Source organism: Pseudoalteromonas phenolica, from assembly GCF_005886345.1.
Lineage (GTDB): Bacteria > Pseudomonadota > Gammaproteobacteria > Enterobacterales > Alteromonadaceae > Pseudoalteromonas > Pseudoalteromonas phenolica_A.
Genome location: NZ_PNEC01000013.1, coordinates 131676 through 148197 on the forward strand (window position 1 = coordinate 131676; position 16522 = coordinate 148197).

Genomic DNA, 16522 nt, shown 5'->3' on the forward strand with positions numbered 1-16522 from the left:
GTTTACGCTCCTTTCTCGCTACGCTCAGCAATAATGCCTGCGCTTTGTTCTTGCAAAATAAGTAACAAGTTACGTGAACGCGTATTTAAAAGCGTGTACAAGAATACGGTTGGAATAGCAACAACTAGGCCCAGTACGGTTGTAACAAGTGCCTGCGAAATACCGCCCGCCATCAACTTAGGGTCACCAGTACCGAATAACGTGATTGCTTGGAAGGTGTTAATCATACCCGTTACTGTACCTAGTAGACCTAAAAGAGGTGCTACAACTGAGATAATCTTAATCAGAGTTAGATTACGAGTAATCTTTGGCATTTCACGAAGGATTGCTTCACTTAGCTTCAGCTCTAACGTGTCGTAAGCAACATCAGGGTACTGCTCTTTAACCTTCATCACACGGCCAAGTGGGTTATCTTCACGCGGTGTTGTGTCTTTAAGTTGACGACGAATTTTAGCACTCATCAGCATTAAACTAATGAAGCGTTCAAGTGCGATAAGTAAAGCAATAACACCAGTTGCTAAAATCACGTAACCCACAGAGCCACCTTGATGAACCTGCTCTTCTGTATTCGGCGCTTGAACTAATAGGCCTAAAATAGAACCGCCAGTAGGGTCTAGTGCAAAATCAACTACACCGCTATTTGCCGCTTGTAAATCAGCCGCTGAAGTCTGATAACGTGCAACCGGTTGTCTTGTTAGTTCTGAAATTGTGTTTGTGACAGGGTTGAAAGTTAAATATTTTCCATCAGCAATTAAGTTGAATGCACCAACACGTAAAACTTCCTTATTTACTTTCTCACCACCAGCAACAATAACTTCTGCGTTGTAACGAGAAACCTTACCCTGCTCAGTCATTTCACGTTGTAGTTCAAACCAAACCTTTTCGATGTCTTCAATTGAAGCAAGTTTTGAGCTTGAACCCATCTTTGCAGCCATTTCATCCATGAACGCGCTACGACCTGAAATTTCAGCTGAAACTACAGACGTTTGGAATTTATTGCTAGCATCGCCTGATACTTGCTGAAGCACACCAAATAACTCCTTCAAAGTACCCATGCGTTTGCTCAAGGTATCTGACAGGTTTTGAAGCTTGATTTCATTTTCTTCAAATGACGTTTCTAAACGTTCGGAGCGTGCTAATTGAGAATTTCTATCCGAAGTTAGCTTACGTAGTGCTGCATCTTGCTCATTTCGTTTTGTAACAAATTCAGCTTCTCTTGCTTTGTTTTCAGCAGTTTGAGCAACTTGCCCTTGCTCTAACGTTTTAAGTAACGTATCTAAATTAATTTCATCAGCCATCGCTGCGCCAGACAAACCAAAAGTCGTCGCTAAAATCGCAGCTTGACTAAATTTCTTTAAAAGTTTCATTTTAAGACCTCTTATTTCGCAGCGTTAATTGGTAGCGTTAACATATCAGGGGCAAGTTGCTTACGTGCAATGCGTAGTGCTTTGTTGATTTGACTGATATTTGTATCTGGTAATTCTTTGAATTGTTTTGTTTCTTTTTCCCAAATACCCGCCACTTTTCCATCTTTAGTGACATACATCAGTTCAAGACGACCGATTCGTAAGAAATCGACTTCGCGCTCTTGACCTGCAACGTTAATAAGTGCTGGGTAAGCTTCAATGGTGCGACCGTATTCAACTTCAACTTGATAAGCTTCAAGTACACGGCGGAATTTTTCACTTGATGTCACATCAGCACGTTCCATCATTTCACGAAGCTTTGAAACACGCTGCTTACGCTCTTCTAAAAGGAAAGGCACATCTAAGGCAACGAATTGCTCAAGACCTGTGATCATGTTAAGCATTAACGGGGTGATTTGGCGCTCAATAACTGACACTTGGTCCATTGATGCATTGATGTCAGCCATCTCTGCTAATTGGTTTTGAATTTGTTTATCTAATTGACTGTTGTAAACCATCAAACCATCAATTTCTTTATTTAATGTTTTGAATTGTTGCAATTTCGACTGCATAGAGTCAGAAATAGAGTCAATTTTTCCCTGAGTTTTTAAAGCAGAGTCATTAATCGCTGCACTTTTTTCAACAACAGGATTTAAAGAATTGGCGTGAACACCAGTTGCTGTTGCTAAAACACCTGCAAGAAGCAGAGGGTTAATGCACTTCATCGCATACACCTTAGATTGATTGTTATGAAATTGCGTGCAGTTTAAATAGGTAAAATGACAGTGGTGTTGCGCAAAAAATACAATTTTATTACAACTGTAATATAGGTAGTTATATCAAGAAAAAAGATTATAGTTTTTATAATGAGGGTTATAAAAAATTATTGGAGATTATAAAGCCCACACGGAGCTTTATACTTTAGATATTATAAATATGAATTCTCTAGACTTTAAATTTAAGAAGCATACTTTCCAATGTGCGGAATTGCTCTTGTAACATTTTGCACTCTTCTAAAGTACGATTTAGATTATCTACACCTTGATTACTAATATCACTAATGTGATGAATATCAGCATCTAAATTATGGATCACATCATTTTGCTGTTGTGTTGCACTCGCTACAGCGTGATTAACACCATCAATGGCCTCTATCGCTGCAGTTACAGATTGCATCTTTTCTCCTGCAGTAGTTGCTTTAGAAGCACTTTCTGATGAATCTTTTAAAGCTTCATTCATCACAGATACAGCGGAAGTCGAACCTTGTTGTAGTTCAGAAATTGTATTTTCAATCTCCTGAGTTGATTCCTGAGTACGCTGTGCAAGCTGTCTGACTTCATCAGCTACGACCGCAAAGCCTCGTCCTGCTTCACCTGCACGAGCGGCCTCAATAGCAGCATTGAGTGCTAATAAATTAGTTTGCTCACTTACACCTTTTATAACTTCTAATACTTGCCCGATACTTGCTGAGTGTTGGTCTAGGCTAGTTACTGTATCTTGCGCCCTAGCCATTTTATCGCTTAGTGAAGAAATCCCAGATATATTTGAATTAAGAACATCTTGACTATCAGCACTCATACTATTTGCTTCAGAAGCTAATTCAGATGCATTGTGAGCATTACTGCTTATTTCTTGTGCACTAGATGACAACTCATTAATCGCAGTTGCAACACTGTCAGTTCTCTTTGTTTGATCATGATATAACTCCAAAGCTTGGTGGGCTTGATCGTTCATGCTCGTTATAGATTGTTGCAAAGTGAGAGTAGATGCTCTTACTTGCTTAATCGATTCATGGATCTTATCAACGAAAATATTAAACTGAGTAGATAGATCACCAAATTCATCTTGACTTGTACTAGTTAACCTTTGAGTGAGATCTCCTTCGCCTTGGGCGATATCTTTAATGGCATCATTGAGGTCTCTTACTGGTTTCATCAAGTATTTAAGTAACACTTGAAGCATAATAACAATGGCTAGTACACCAATGGCTAAATAAATAAGCGCCATATTTCTGAATGAAGAAACTGAGGAGTAAGCAATTTCTTTGTTTATAACGACACCTAGATACCAATTGACATTATTAATTCCCTGCATAGGCACAAATGACACAATTTTTTCAACACCGTCTAGCTCTAGTTCAATGAATTCACTTTGTAATGTTAATCTTTGACCGAATAAATCGCTCATAGGCTTATCATTCAATGAAGTATTTGGGTGCGATAAAATGCGACCTTCGCTATCGAGTAAGAAGCCGTAACCAAAACCTAAAAAGTCAATTTCGTTAATAATGTCTGTGATGGTGGCCATATCAATATCACCACCAGCAACAGCGCTTAATCGGCCACTTTCAAATAATGGCACTACAGCTGAGATAGTTAACTCATTAGTTGTTACATCTATATATGGCGTGGTGAATGCTGTAGAGCGCTTTTGTTCAGCTAGTTTATACCATGGCCTTGTTGTCGCATCATAATCTGCTGGTAACTGAATAGAAGGGTCATCCAAAACGAATGTGCCATCAGGCATTCCTATATAAGTATTTTTGAATTCGCCTGCAATATCTGCGGTTGTAAGACGTCTCAATATTTGTGCTTCTGTGTCTGTCTGTTTGTGGCCTTTTGCGACTGATTCAACAATTTTGAGCCTATCGTTAAGCCAGTTGGCGATATTTTGTGACACTGAATTTGATATTTCATGCAAAACAGCGGTAAGTTGTTCTTGTGTTTGGGCTCTCATAACAATGAAGTTATTGATAGTGAAAAGCCCTAGGATGATCACTAAAACCAAAGACGCCGCGGCTGTTACTTTGGTAGAAAAACGTAATGATTGGAGCATGGAGATCCTACTTATTTTTATATGAACTAAACCTTTGCAACTCTTTTTTAACAAATTTTTTAGTGTTACGCTCTAAATAATCGACAGAATTTCATAAATCTTGAGCTCATTTAGTATAGAACATGTATATTTTGCAATTGCAGCTTAAGTACAAATAAGTAAAATACGCAATCTTTTGCAAGGAGCGAACTAGAGTGTCTATGCTCTCAAGGCTATGGTTGTTTTGTTTCCTAGCTTTCTTAACTTCACAAGCAAACGCTACAAATATTGCTGAACTTAAAGCAATTCAAAAGCTACCAAATAATGAGCTAAAACTAAGATCTTTTGGGCAGATTGATACTGCAAGCCTGACAGATCAAATTGCGGCATGCGAATACTATGTTTCATTCACAGATGTACTTAGTAATATGGGTCAAATTGATGAAGCAAAAAAAATACTTCAAGATGAACTTGATTTTCCTACCTATGAATATAGCCATATAAATAGAGCACGTTTATTTAAAAAGTTAGCAGACATTCAGTATCACAATGATGAGTATGATATTGCACGTGAGACCATTAAAAATGCGATAAATCACTTCAGAAAATCAGATAGCATAGAACTTTTAACTGGTGCAATTTCAAGGCAAGCATCAATAGAGCTTAGAACAAGTAATTATCAAAAAGGACTTGATATTGTTCGCGCTTATCACAAAAACAACAAAGAAAAATTTAGTAAAAAGAATCTATCTTCCATCTATTACTTTTATGGTCGTGCTTATGATCATTTAGGTGACTTTCAAACGGCATTAGAGTACAAGTTAAAAGGCTACCAAATTATCACCACTCTCGAAGTGTCTGATAACAGAATGGCCAGTACTCTGTATGGTATAGCCGACTCTTACAACAAGATTGGTGAACATCAACTTTCCTACAAAAAATTTCACGAAGCACTCGCATTAGACAGAAAAACAGACAACAAACAAGACATAGCTCACAGCCTAAGTAAATTATCTAAACAAGCCTATAAGATACGAATGTATGATGTTGGAATTAAACACGCTAAAGAAGCAATAGATGTTTTTGATTCTATAGGTAATAGACGGAATGTCGCATGGTCAACACACAACATGGCATTAAACTATGCTGGAAAAGGTAATTTAGAAAAAGCACTTTCACTTGAGGAGAGTAATTTAAGCTTCTTGAAAAAAACCGAAAAAGACTACCATCTAAAAACCTCTGTTTGGAATCACCTTGGTGAGTTAAATCTAGCAATTGATAATCCAAATAAAGCACTCAGCTATGCTAAACAAGCATTCGAAATTGGTGATCTGGAAACATTGAAAGGCAGAAGGCAAACAAGCCTTAGTATCATGCATCGTGCTTACTCTAAAATGAAAAAATTTGAAAACGCATATTTGATTCAAAATAAGTTACTTGAATTACAATCTATTGCGCATAGAGAAAATTATGCAAATAGATTAGCGTTTTTAAAAAATACGATTGAAGCAAAAGAAAAAGAACAAAAACTTGCTGAAAAAGAGCAAGAAAACCTGTTAATCAGTAATGCGTTAGCACAGCAACAAAATCAACAAATGGTATTCATCATTCTATTTGTTGTATTCGTCTCCTTTACGCTGATTATTTACATTAAAATAAGACAAAATCGTGTTTTAGAGCAACAACAAAGACTGCATCTCAATAAACTACTTGAACAGAGAAACCAATTATTCTCGCAAATAGCACACGACCTGAGTAACCCAGTTACCATTGCAAGCTTACATATTGAAGCGATGCAACATGAAATCATCGAGTGTAAACCTGAAAACCTTTCTAAAATTAGTGAAAAGCTAACAGATCTAAACTACTTAGTTAAAGACTTAGCAGGTCTTGCTAAACTTGAAACTGCGAATTTTACATTAACGACTCAAGAAACAGATTTAAACAAGTTTGTTAGCGATATTCATGATGAGTTGGCGACTCAGACTTCAGAACAAAAACTGACAGTTGGGAGTAATGAATTTAACGAAACTTTCGCTCACATAGATCCATTTCGGGTCAAACAATTAATTGCAAATTTATATAGCAATGCAAAAAAATACACATATAAGGATGGTAAGATTGACGTTCATTTTGCGGCATGTGAGCGGTATTTTAAGATAACTGTACAAGATAGTGCGCCATCTGTTCCTAAAGAGCATTTAGGGCAAATTTTTGATCATCTATTTCGTGTTCCAAATATGTCGAACACAGAAACGCCAGGTCATGGCATAGGATTATCCATTGTTAGGCAAATTGTTGACTTACACCAGGGTGAGATTAATGCATCACAGAGCGAATTAGGTGGATTGAAAATAGAGGTTGATTTACCGCTAAAATAAATTATGAAAAGTAAAAGCTAGACAAAAGAGAGCTAGCTTTTTACTGAATTTGAATTAATCACAATCAAATTCTGGCCAATCTACAATGTAGTCTTCAAAATCTTCTTCAATATCAACAGTATTGTCTTTAGTGACTCGTCCTTGAATACTAATACCTAGTTCATTCATTTTAATTTTTTTTCCTTGATTAAGTAATGGGTGCCAGCTAGCTAACCCCCTGCCCTCATAAAGACGCCTATAACTACAACTGTTCGGCATGAAAAAAATATCTTTCAGGTTGTCTTTAGTAAGTTTGACACACGAAGGTACGAGCGTTTGTCTTTCTGCATAACGTGTACATGCACAAGTCTGCTCATCTATGAACTGACAAACTAAACTTGAATATATAAGTGTTTCTCCCTCTCGTAGGTGATCGGTACTTGAAAAGTCCTCTTCATCACTGTCTATAAAAGAATGTAGACAACACTTACCACAACCATCACAAATGCTTTCCCACTCTTGATCATTCATTTGCTCAAGCGATTTAGTTTGCCAAAATTGTTCTGCGCCCATTATTTTCTCAAATTACTGCTAACAGCTAAATTTTACTTGAAGGGAACATAACAAGCAAAGGCCAACTCAAATTGGCCTTTAGGTGGGATTAAAGCTGAACTTCAACCCACTTTTTAATTTTACTCTCTAAAATTGGCATTGGTAATGCGCCGTCAATCAAGATCTGTGTATGAAACGCTTTAATATCAAACTTTTTACCAAGCTTTTCCTCGCAGTAATCTCTTAATTCCTGAATTTTAAACTGACCAACTTTGTAAGAAACTGCCTGACCAGGCCAGCCTATATACCTCTCTACTTCTGCAGTCACATCAGATTCGGCCATTGAAGAGTTTTCTAACATAAACTGAATTGCTTTTTCTCTAGACCAACCCTTTGCATGGAGTCCCGTATCAACAACAAGCCTCATTGCTCTTAACTGCTCATCAACAAGGCGGCCATACCACATTAGAGGATCTGTGAATAATCCGAGCTCTTTACCTAAGCTCTCAGCGTAAAGAGCCCAGCCCTCTGAGAAAACTGTATAGCCACCAAACTTCCTAAAACTAGGTAACCCTTCGACCTCTTGTTGCAAAGCAATTTGGAAATGGTGTCCAGGAGCTGCCTCATGGATTGACAAAGTCTCTACTAAAAATTTTGGTTGAGCTTTTAAGTTATGTGCATTGATATAGAATATGCCTGGACGGCTACCGTCGGGTGCTGGAGAAGCATATGACGCGCCTGCAGCAGATTGAGCTCTAAATGCCTCTACTAATTTAACTTCATAATCCGCTTTAGGTGCTATATCAAAAAGAAGAGGAACTCGAGCATCAATTTTTTCTTTTACTTCCACGTAGGCATTAATTAACTCGTCTGCCGATTTAAAATAAAACTGCTCATCTTCTCTTAAAAACTCAAAAAAGGCTTGTAAATCACCTTCAAAATTTAACTGCTCTTTTACCCACTCCATTTCGTTTCTAATACGAGAAACTTCACTTAGTCCAATTTTATGAATTTCTTCTGCATTCATATCTAAAGTAGTATGTGTAGCGATTTGATATTCATACCAAGCTTTACCGTTAGGTAAATCGCTATAACCAAATGTTTCCCGACTATTTGGCAAATATTCTTCTTTTAAGAATTTTGTCATTTTGCTATACGCAGGAACGAGTCTATCTAAGATCATGACTTTGTAACTCGCAGTTATAGACTGCTTTTGTTGATCTGATAATGATTCAGGAAAACTGTTTATAGGCCCCCAAAATACTGATTGAGTTTCATCTTTAACTATATGAGCAGAAAATTGAGGAATGAGTTTTTCTGTTAATGCTTTTGGCAAAACCACATTATTTTCGATACCTTTGCGCATGTTAGATTCTATACCTTCTAACCATTGTATAAAGCCATCAGCACGACTAACAAAATTCTTATAATCTTCAATTGTATTAAATGGCTGCGCACTCTGGCCTGAGCCAAGACCAGCAAAGACATTATGTAAACCAGACATTTGGTTAATTGGCATCATATAGCTAGGGAACTCGAAACCACGCTTAGAGAAAGCCAAATCACGCTTTAAAATTTCATAACTTAACAAAGCTTGACCAGCCAATTTACTACTATCTATCTGGAGTAACTTATCTTCAAATGAAGTTAATAAACTATATGTATTATTAAGACTTTCAGGTGTAGTTGCAGAGTCAAATTTATCATTAACGTCTTGTTTGCCTATAAAAGTACCTGAGGTCGGGCTAAGTGCAACCATACTATTAAAGTACTCTTCACTAAGTAAGTTTACTTTGTCATTATGATTAATTTCTTGGGATACAGCTTGAGTTTGTTGAGGTTCACCAGTAGTGGCACAACCAGCAAGGGATAACAGTACAGTTGCAGTTAGGATTGAGTATTTAAACATAGTTTATCCTTTAAAGGTGTTTGACTCAGTTTGCCAGACCTTATAAGAAAAACCAGAATAATTTTCATGAGTAATAAAAAGTCTAAGCCTTCAATGGAAAGATAACATGAATGGCTAAGCCTCCAAGCTTGCTATTAGCGGCAAATATTTGACCATTACTTGATTCTATTATTTTTTTACATAGGCTCAGGCCCATTCCATTATGACTTTGTCCATTTTGTCGTGATCCATCTAACCTAACTAAAGGACTAAATATACGATTAAAATCTTCTTCATTAATGGTACTTCCTGAGTTATCAATACTTATTACGACTTCATCTTCTTCATTATCTACATGCACGGAAACTGCTACTTGAGCCCCGCCATGACTTGAAGCATTTTGATAGCATTCTTCTAGAACTATTTTGAATCCTTCTTGGTCATAATCAAAACAACGCATTTGTTCTCTAACATCATAAGTCATCACATCAGGTGTCGTTATAGATAACGTATTGCTGCTATCATGAATTGATTTTATTGATGATAATAGCCCTTTAATGTTCACAGTTTTAATATTTGGATTTTTATAAACTTCACCACTAGGTGTTACTTTCATTAAGTTATCAATGAAACCGTTAAGTTCATCAATTTTATTCATCAATTTTCCATAACTTAAATGTACATTATCAACAATATTATGCTGTAAAGATTCAACTTGTATTTTCATTACCGTTAATGGCGTTCTCAACTCATGAGACAAATCTGCGAACAATTGTTCTTCTTTTATTTTAACTTCATTGATGTTTGATACATGTTGAAGTTTTTCTTCTGACAAATTTTCTTGTAATGAGCCGACTTGCTCTTGTAAATATGAAACGAACTGATTTTGCAAAGATTTATTTTGTATAGCTAATGCGATGGTAAACAAGCATACCTCTAATAGATAGCCTACTTTTATATAATCAGCGATTGCAAAATTGGGAAAAATATTACCGAAACTCGCACCGACAATCGTAAAAATATTTACGAATAAAACATGATTGAATAGGCTTAATGAAAACACGCGTATACCTGGCGCTTTTTGATTCCAAGACCAAGAAACAGTATACAAAAAAAGCGGGATAATCAGTGAGCTTAATACCAAATTGAAGAAAACAGTATTTAACCATAAAGAGAGAGGAATTAATAAAATGTATAAAGCTAATACAACCTTGTAAGTTATATTTAACTTTTTATGATACCTTTGCAATTGCAAAAAGCTCTTAAGAAACAAGATATGTAAAATCGGGACTGTGGTCATTAAGAATATCGAAAACTTACTTGATTCAGCGCCTAGGTGCGGCCAGATATATTTTGATGTGAACCCTGCCATATCAACGACAATCATAAAGAATGTAAAAGTCCATAGCGCATAAAACACATTGGTTTTATTAGGGTTAAAAAATAAGTTAACTAATATAATAAGAAGTATTGCAAAGACTATTCCTGAAATAGCGCCATTAACCATTGTGCTTTGCTGAGATGTCGTTAGATAATGTGAATAATTATGTAATCTTATATTTGCTGGTGCGTTTGCAAATGTTTGATACTCAATTAACAAGGTTTTTGTGGAGCTTTGGTCTAGCTTTATAGGTACATATAATTGCGGGTCGTCTATCTTTCTATCAAAGTAATTATGATTAGGTTGTAACTCAAAAACCTTTGAAACCGAACCAGTTGATATTTCATATATTCTTAATAAAGGAAGTCTTGCATAACCAAAAGAGATATACCAAGTTTGTTCCTTCGAAGTATTACTGACATCTAGTTTTAGTAATTTACTATAAGGTGTTATTTGAGGTTTTTGCTTGATTGAATCTGCTTTGTGCCAAATTTCTTTGTCTTTTACCAGTGACCGCGAAACGGGCACATTTTTGTAGTTAAAATACACCTCCCCATATAGTTTCAAATCGTGAACAGCAGTGTCGTTATCTAAAGACAATTGCGCAGCATACACTTGCAGTGTCATTAAGCCTACGATAAAAAAAGAGAGTTTATAAAAGATATGCCGCATCACTGCCAATCAATAAGAATAATTTAGATTTACAATTTATGAACCAACTATGGATCAAATATGGATTGTATCAGATTACACACTAATCAGATTGTAAATGAATGTAAAATCATAAATCTGTAACTATCTGTTTCTATAATGTTCTCAATTAATTTAATGTCATTAAACACTTGAATGATTACACAATCACCAAGATGAAATATTTCTGTAATATTTCTCTGTTTTAATGCCGCCTGAAACAAAAACTTCATGAAAATGCCATATAAGGCATAAACAAAACGAGAACATTATGAGTGCTTCTAATCAGCAAACACTTTTCAATAAAATCTTAAACTGGGCAGCAATTGCTTTCTTAGTTTATTTGGTATTAGTTGCCGTTGGTACAGTCAGTGGTGGTTTTAAATTAGCATCTGGCGGTAGTGCTGGTGCTAGAGAGATTTTCTCATTCGCAACCAACCCATTTGTTGCCTTATTACTTGGTGCACTTGCAACAGCACTGGTTCAATCATCTTCAACTGTAACATCTGTGATTGTAGGTTTAGTAGCTGGTGGATTGCCTATCAGTATTGCAATTCCAATGGTCATGGGTGCAAACATTGGTACTACAATTACTAATACATTAGTTTCTATTGGTCATATTCGTTCTAAAGAAGAATTCCAACGCGCATTTTCAGCATCAACAGTTCATGACTTCTTTAATCTTCTTGCGGTATTAATCTTCTTACCACTTGAGATCATGTTCGGCTTGTTAGAGAAATTTGCATCTAGCCTGGCACATTTATTTGTTGGTGATGCAGACCTTTCACTTAAAAGCTACAACTTCATCAAGCCACTAGTAAAACCTGCTGTAGGTTTAGTGAAAGACGCAGTTAGCTTCTTAGATGGCAAAGCTGTAGGTATTGCAATGGTAGTTATCGGTATTGCAATGATTCTATTTGCTGTAACTACGCTTGGTAAGTTACTGAAAACAGCTCTTGTTGGCAAAGCAAAAGATTTACTTCACGGAGCCATCGGTCGTGGACCAATAGCAGGTATCAGCTCAGGTGCTGCAGTTACAGTAATGGTTCAATCATCTTCAACCACTACTAGCTTAATGATTCCACTAGCAGGTAGCGGTGTGTTCACAACTCGTCAAATTTACCCATTCACGTTAGGTGCTAATATTGGTACTACCATCACAGCACTACTTGCAGCTACATCTATCACAGGTCCAGCAGCAGAAGTGGCACTCACTATTGCCCTAGTTCATGTAATGTTTAATGTATTTGCAGTAGCCCTAATCTATGGTATGCCTTTACTACGTGAGATTCCATTACAGCTTGCTGACAAGCTTGCAAAAATTGGCGCTGAAAATAAACCTGCAGCGTTAGGCTATGTACTAGGTTCATTCTTCGTACTACCTGGACTAATCATGTTCGCAGTAAGATAATATACTGAAGTAAAAATGAAAGAGGAGCCCTGCTCCTCTTTTTTGTTTTTATTGATCTCCTTCATATTTATTCAATAATTTCCTTGCAATTAAATCCTGCTAAGTCTAAATTGATTTTCAAATTATATTGAAACTTTAAAAATGATTTTATCTCAGAAATTAGAAAACTTTGTATTGCACTGTGGTGAAATGGGTAGCCGTTGGGGTTTTAACAGAACGATTGGTCAAATGGTTGGTCTGTTGGTTATCAGTGAGCAGCCTCTAAGTGCAAATGAGATTGCTGAAGCACTTAGAATAAGCCGTGGTAATGTCAGTATGGGCATCAAAGAACTACAATCATGGCAACTGGTTAAAGTCATTCATGTCCCTGGTGATAGGAAAGAATACTATTCACCAAATGGCTCTATTTGGGATTTAGCAAATAAAGTTTTTGAAGAACGAAGAAAGAGAGAAATCGATCCGACACTTACTTTGCTTAGAGATTCGATTATAGAACCGGCTCAGTCTAATGAAGAAGCTTATGCGCAAGAGCAGATGCAGCAGATCCATGACTTATTAGAGACGGTTACTAAATGGTCAGCCGAATTGCAAAGACTCTCACCTGAGCAATTACAGACTCTCATGAAGCTAGGCTCTTCGGTCAGTAAAGTAATAGATTTAAAAGATAAGCTTTTAAAGAAATAATTTCACACTTGCAGGCATTAAGCCCAATCAAAAAAGGCAGCTATGAAGCTGCCTTTTTTATATGATAATCGTACTAGATTTTTGGATAGCCAATTCTATCTGACAAATATCCCACGCTTGTTGCAAAGTAATAAGAACGATTCCAATGCATTAGGGCTTTGTAATTATCATACGCTAAATACATACGACCATTAATGTCGTCAGGCATAACTAACGCAGCTGTAATATCAACTTTAGGTAAGTCTGAACCATCCGCTCTTCGTAAACCAAGAGCTTGCCAGTCACTTAAAGAACGCTCTGAATCTTTCCAGTATTCTAGCCATTGTTTACGCGTCTTAGTGCCTCGTTTTAGGACATACTTATGGTCAAAGTTTTCAGGCAGTTGGATTTGGCGACCCCAAGTCAGATTGTCATTCCAACCAGCTTGTTTTAAATAATTAGCAATTGAAGCAAATGCATCAACTTCAGTCGTCCAAATATCTTTTCGCCCGTCACCATCGTAATCAACGGCATAAGAATTAAAAGAAGTTGGCATAAACTGAGTTTGACCCATAGCCCCAGCCCAGGAGCCTTTAAATTTATCTAAACTAATATGCCCATCTTTTAATATATCAAGTGCAGCCCAAAGCTGACGCTTGTACAAAGCCTCTCGTCTGCCATCGAATGCGAGTGTAACAACAGAACTAATAACAGGGTGGCCACCTTGAATACGACCGAAGTTACTTTCAAGTCCCCATAAGGCAACGATGAATCTAGCTTGTACACCATATTCTTTTGCGATCGTTTCTAAAACAGGTTTATGTTTTGAATATAGGTTTCTGGCTCTATCAACTTTCCATTGAGGCACGCGTTTTGGTAAATAAGTTTCTAGGGTTTCAACCACTTCTGGTTGGTTTTTATCCGCTTTTATAACTTTCTTTTTGAATTTAACCGTTGCAAACGCTTCGTCGATCAAGGTCTGACTATAACCCTTTTCTAGCGCTTCAACTTTCAAATTTGAAACATATTCATCGAATTTTGCTTGCGTATTAGCAAAGACTGAAAATGATAAACTCGAAGCGATTACTAGAGGAAGAACAAATTTAGACACTATCTACTCCGTTTTGTTTTTTTAATTCATCCAAAAGGTTCTCTTCTTTTGGTGGTAATTGTAAATAAAACCCTTTTTCAGTTAACTCAGACTGAACAAGAACAATATCAGCAACACCTAAACGTTCTCTCTTAGATAAATCGAACATCATGACGTAAATTGGTGTGCCAAACATACCCATTAGAGGTTCAGGAATTTTGCTAAAATCATCACGTTTTTCTATGTAAAGGTAAGTATCTGCTCTTTTTGAGCTTTTGTATACCGCAGTTAGCATTATAACCCTATAAATTCTTGCTTATATCTTGACAGCACTATAACATGACTAAAAATATAATTGGAAAGTTTAGCGAGCAACGGCTGAGCCTAAATCTAGCTATAGTACAATGCTTCATATTCTCTCTTTCTAATTTTATAAACTTGATAATTATAAGAACTGCGTAATATGTCTGAACAAACATTCGAGTTGAAAGGCAACCTTTTCACTCTTTCTGTATTACATCTATTAACTATCGACTTGGCTCTATTACGCAAAGAGCTAGACGAAAAGATTTCACAAGCGCCAAAATTTTTCCAGGGTGCGCCTATCGTAGTTAATCTTTCGCAAGTTCAAGATGAAACAATTGATTTTCTTGAGCTGCGTAACGCAATTTCGACTTTACAACTCAACCCTGTTGGTGTGTGTAACGGTTCTGAACAACAAAACATTTCTGCTAAAGAAGTTGGCTTGTCAGTGCTCAACTATAGTCAAGACGTGCAAAAGCCAAAATCTAATACTTCAGCTGAGGTTATAGAAAAAGAGGTGTATCTACCACCTCAAGTTATTCAAACAACAGTGCGTTCAGGCCAACAAATTTATGCCAAAGGCAGAGACTTAATTGTGCTTGGAGCAGTAAGTCACGGCGCTGAAGTGATTGCAGATGGTAATATTCATATTTATGGCACTTTGAGAGGCCGTGCAATAGCAGGCGCTTCAGGTGCACAAGATGCGGCAATTTATTGTCAACAATTAAAAGCTGAGTTAGTTTCAATCAATGGTAGCTATTGGTTAAGTGAATCACTTCAAGGTGAATATTGGGAACAACCAGCACAAATAATACAGTGTAACGAATCTTTAGAAATAACAGCTTTGGTCAAAGGATAATTCAGATGGCAAAAATTATTGTCGTAACTTCAGGTAAAGGTGGTGTAGGTAAAACTACCTCTAGCGCAGCAATTGGTACAGGCCTTGCGCTCAAAGGATACAAAACAGCCATTATTGACTTTGATATTGGCCTTAGAAACCTTGATTTAATTATGGGTTGTGAACGCAGAGTCGTTTATGACTTTGTGAACGTTATTAATGGCGAAGCAAACTTAAATCAAGCACTTATCAAAGATAAGCGCGTTGAAAAACTCTATATCCTTCCAGCATCACAAACACGTGACAAAGATGCGCTGACAAAGGAAGGCGTTGAAAAAGTTTTAGATGAGTTAAAAGAAGAGTTTGACTATATTGTATGCGATTCGCCTGCAGGTATAGAAGCTGGTGCTATGATGGCGCTATATTTTGCGGATGAAGCAATTGTAACTACAAATCCAGAGGTCTCGTCTGTACGAGATTCAGATCGTATTTTAGGTATCTTACAAAGTAAGTCACGTCGTGCTGAGCAAGGGTTAGATCCAGTTAAAGAACATCTTCTTCTTACTCGCTACAACCCTGAACGTGTAAACGCGGGTGAAATGTTGTCTGTTGAAGATGTACAAGAAATCCTTGCTATTGACCTTCTTGGCGTGATCCCTGAATCAACAGCAGTGCTAAATGCCTCTAACTCTGGTCAACCTGTTATCCTAGATAATGAATCTGATGCTGGACAAGCTTACGCTGATGCAATTAATCGCTTACTAGGTGAAGTCGTTGACTTCAGATTCTTAGAAGTTGAGAAGAAAGGCTTATTCAAGCGTATATTTGGAGGATAGTATGTCATTACTCGATTATTTTCGTTCAGAAAAGAAATCAAGCGCTTCGCTGGCTAAAGAGCGACTTCAAATTATCGTTGCACATGAACGCTCAAAACGCGGCACGCCTGATTACTTGCCACAGTTAAAGCAAGATATTCTAGATGTTATTAGAAAGTACGTGAAGGTCGACTCTGATGCTGTAAACGTCCAATTTGAACAAAATGAAGATGATTTAGCAGTTCTTGAACTTAACGTTACATTACCTGATAACGAAAAGTCTTAATAAAAAAGCCTAGGCAATGCCTAGG

Annotated in this window: 14 protein-coding genes; 6 read left to right on the forward strand and 8 right to left on the reverse strand. The window is 36.9% G+C overall.

Annotated elements, in window-relative coordinates; all coding sequences use genetic code 11:
- Positions 1–2 precede the first annotated feature (2 nt).
- The 3 genes from CWB72_RS07050 to CWB72_RS07060 all read right to left on the reverse strand — a co-directional run bounded on the left by CWB72_RS07050 (position 3) and on the right by CWB72_RS07060 (position 4241).
- Positions 3–1367: a MotA/TolQ/ExbB proton channel family protein gene (locus CWB72_RS07050; RefSeq protein ID WP_138630204.1), complete on the reverse strand. Its 1365-nt coding sequence runs from the start codon at positions 1365–1367 to the stop codon at positions 3–5.
- 11 nt (positions 1368–1378) lie between these two features.
- Positions 1379–2131: a DUF3450 domain-containing protein gene (locus tag CWB72_RS07055; RefSeq protein ID WP_130254799.1), complete on the reverse strand. Its 753-nt coding sequence runs from the start codon at positions 2129–2131 to the stop codon at positions 1379–1381.
- 220 nt (positions 2132–2351) lie between these two features.
- Positions 2352–4241, reverse strand: a complete 1890-nt coding sequence (locus CWB72_RS07060) for a methyl-accepting chemotaxis protein (protein ID WP_138630206.1) — start codon at positions 4239–4241, stop codon at positions 2352–2354.
- A gap of 200 nt (positions 4242–4441) precedes the next feature.
- Here CWB72_RS07060 and CWB72_RS07065 point away from each other — a divergent pair, with 200 nt between their 5' ends.
- Positions 4442–6601 (forward strand): ATP-binding protein, encoded by a 2160-nt coding sequence (locus CWB72_RS07065; protein WP_252371507.1) that lies wholly within the window; start codon positions 4442–4444, stop codon positions 6599–6601.
- A 54-nt stretch (positions 6602–6655) separates the two neighbouring features.
- Here CWB72_RS07065 and CWB72_RS07070 read toward each other — a convergent pair whose 3' ends face one another.
- From CWB72_RS07070 to CWB72_RS07080, 3 genes are all read right to left on the reverse strand, one after another.
- Complete coding sequence (locus CWB72_RS07070) at positions 6656–7153, reverse strand: YcgN family cysteine cluster protein (RefSeq protein ID WP_138566551.1); 498 nt, start codon at positions 7151–7153, stop codon at positions 6656–6658.
- Positions 7154–7241: 88 nt separating this feature from the next.
- On the reverse strand, positions 7242–9041 hold the full coding sequence (locus CWB72_RS07075; RefSeq protein ID WP_138630210.1) for a DUF885 domain-containing protein: 1800 nt from the start codon (positions 9039–9041) through the stop codon (positions 7242–7244).
- An 82-nt stretch (positions 9042–9123) separates the two neighbouring features.
- Positions 9124–11028: a sensor histidine kinase gene (locus CWB72_RS07080; protein ID WP_171037237.1), complete on the reverse strand. Its 1905-nt coding sequence runs from the start codon at positions 11026–11028 to the stop codon at positions 9124–9126.
- Positions 11029–11362: 334 nt separating this feature from the next.
- On the opposite strand from CWB72_RS07080, the gene CWB72_RS07085 reads away from it, so the two are divergent.
- Together CWB72_RS07085 and CWB72_RS07090 are read left to right on the forward strand one after the other, a co-directional pair.
- Positions 11363–12502, forward strand: coding sequence for a Na/Pi symporter (locus tag CWB72_RS07085; protein ID WP_130254805.1), 1140 nt, complete (start codon positions 11363–11365; stop codon positions 12500–12502).
- A 141-nt stretch (positions 12503–12643) separates the two neighbouring features.
- Positions 12644–13186: a GbsR/MarR family transcriptional regulator gene (locus CWB72_RS07090; protein ID WP_130254806.1), complete on the forward strand. Its 543-nt coding sequence runs from the start codon at positions 12644–12646 to the stop codon at positions 13184–13186.
- 73 nt (positions 13187–13259) lie between these two features.
- On the opposite strand, the gene CWB72_RS07095 is transcribed toward CWB72_RS07090, so the two are convergent.
- Both CWB72_RS07095 and CWB72_RS07100 read right to left on the reverse strand, forming a co-directional pair.
- On the reverse strand, positions 13260–14276 hold the full coding sequence (locus CWB72_RS07095) for a lytic murein transglycosylase (protein ID WP_432760862.1): 1017 nt from the start codon (positions 14274–14276) through the stop codon (positions 13260–13262).
- Positions 14269–14550 (reverse strand): YcgL domain-containing protein, encoded by a 282-nt coding sequence (locus CWB72_RS07100; protein WP_130254808.1) that lies wholly within the window; start codon positions 14548–14550, stop codon positions 14269–14271. The genes CWB72_RS07095 and CWB72_RS07100 overlap by 8 nt, the downstream gene beginning before the upstream one ends.
- A gap of 168 nt (positions 14551–14718) precedes the next feature.
- Between CWB72_RS07100 and minC the strand changes: the two genes are divergently transcribed.
- From minC to minE, 3 genes are read left to right on the forward strand one after another with little or no spacing between them, the layout of a single operon-like run.
- Entirely contained in the window at positions 14719–15417 is a 699-nt protein-coding gene (minC, locus tag CWB72_RS07105) for a septum site-determining protein MinC (protein WP_138566555.1), read from the forward strand.
- Positions 15418–15422: 5 nt separating this feature from the next.
- On the forward strand, positions 15423–16232 hold the full coding sequence (minD, locus tag CWB72_RS07110; protein WP_130254810.1) for a septum site-determining protein MinD: 810 nt from the start codon (positions 15423–15425) through the stop codon (positions 16230–16232).
- Between the two features lies 1 nt (position 16233).
- Positions 16234–16497, forward strand: a complete 264-nt coding sequence (gene minE, locus CWB72_RS07115; protein ID WP_138630215.1) for a cell division topological specificity factor MinE — start codon at positions 16234–16236, stop codon at positions 16495–16497.
- Positions 16498–16522: the final 25 nt, after the last annotated feature.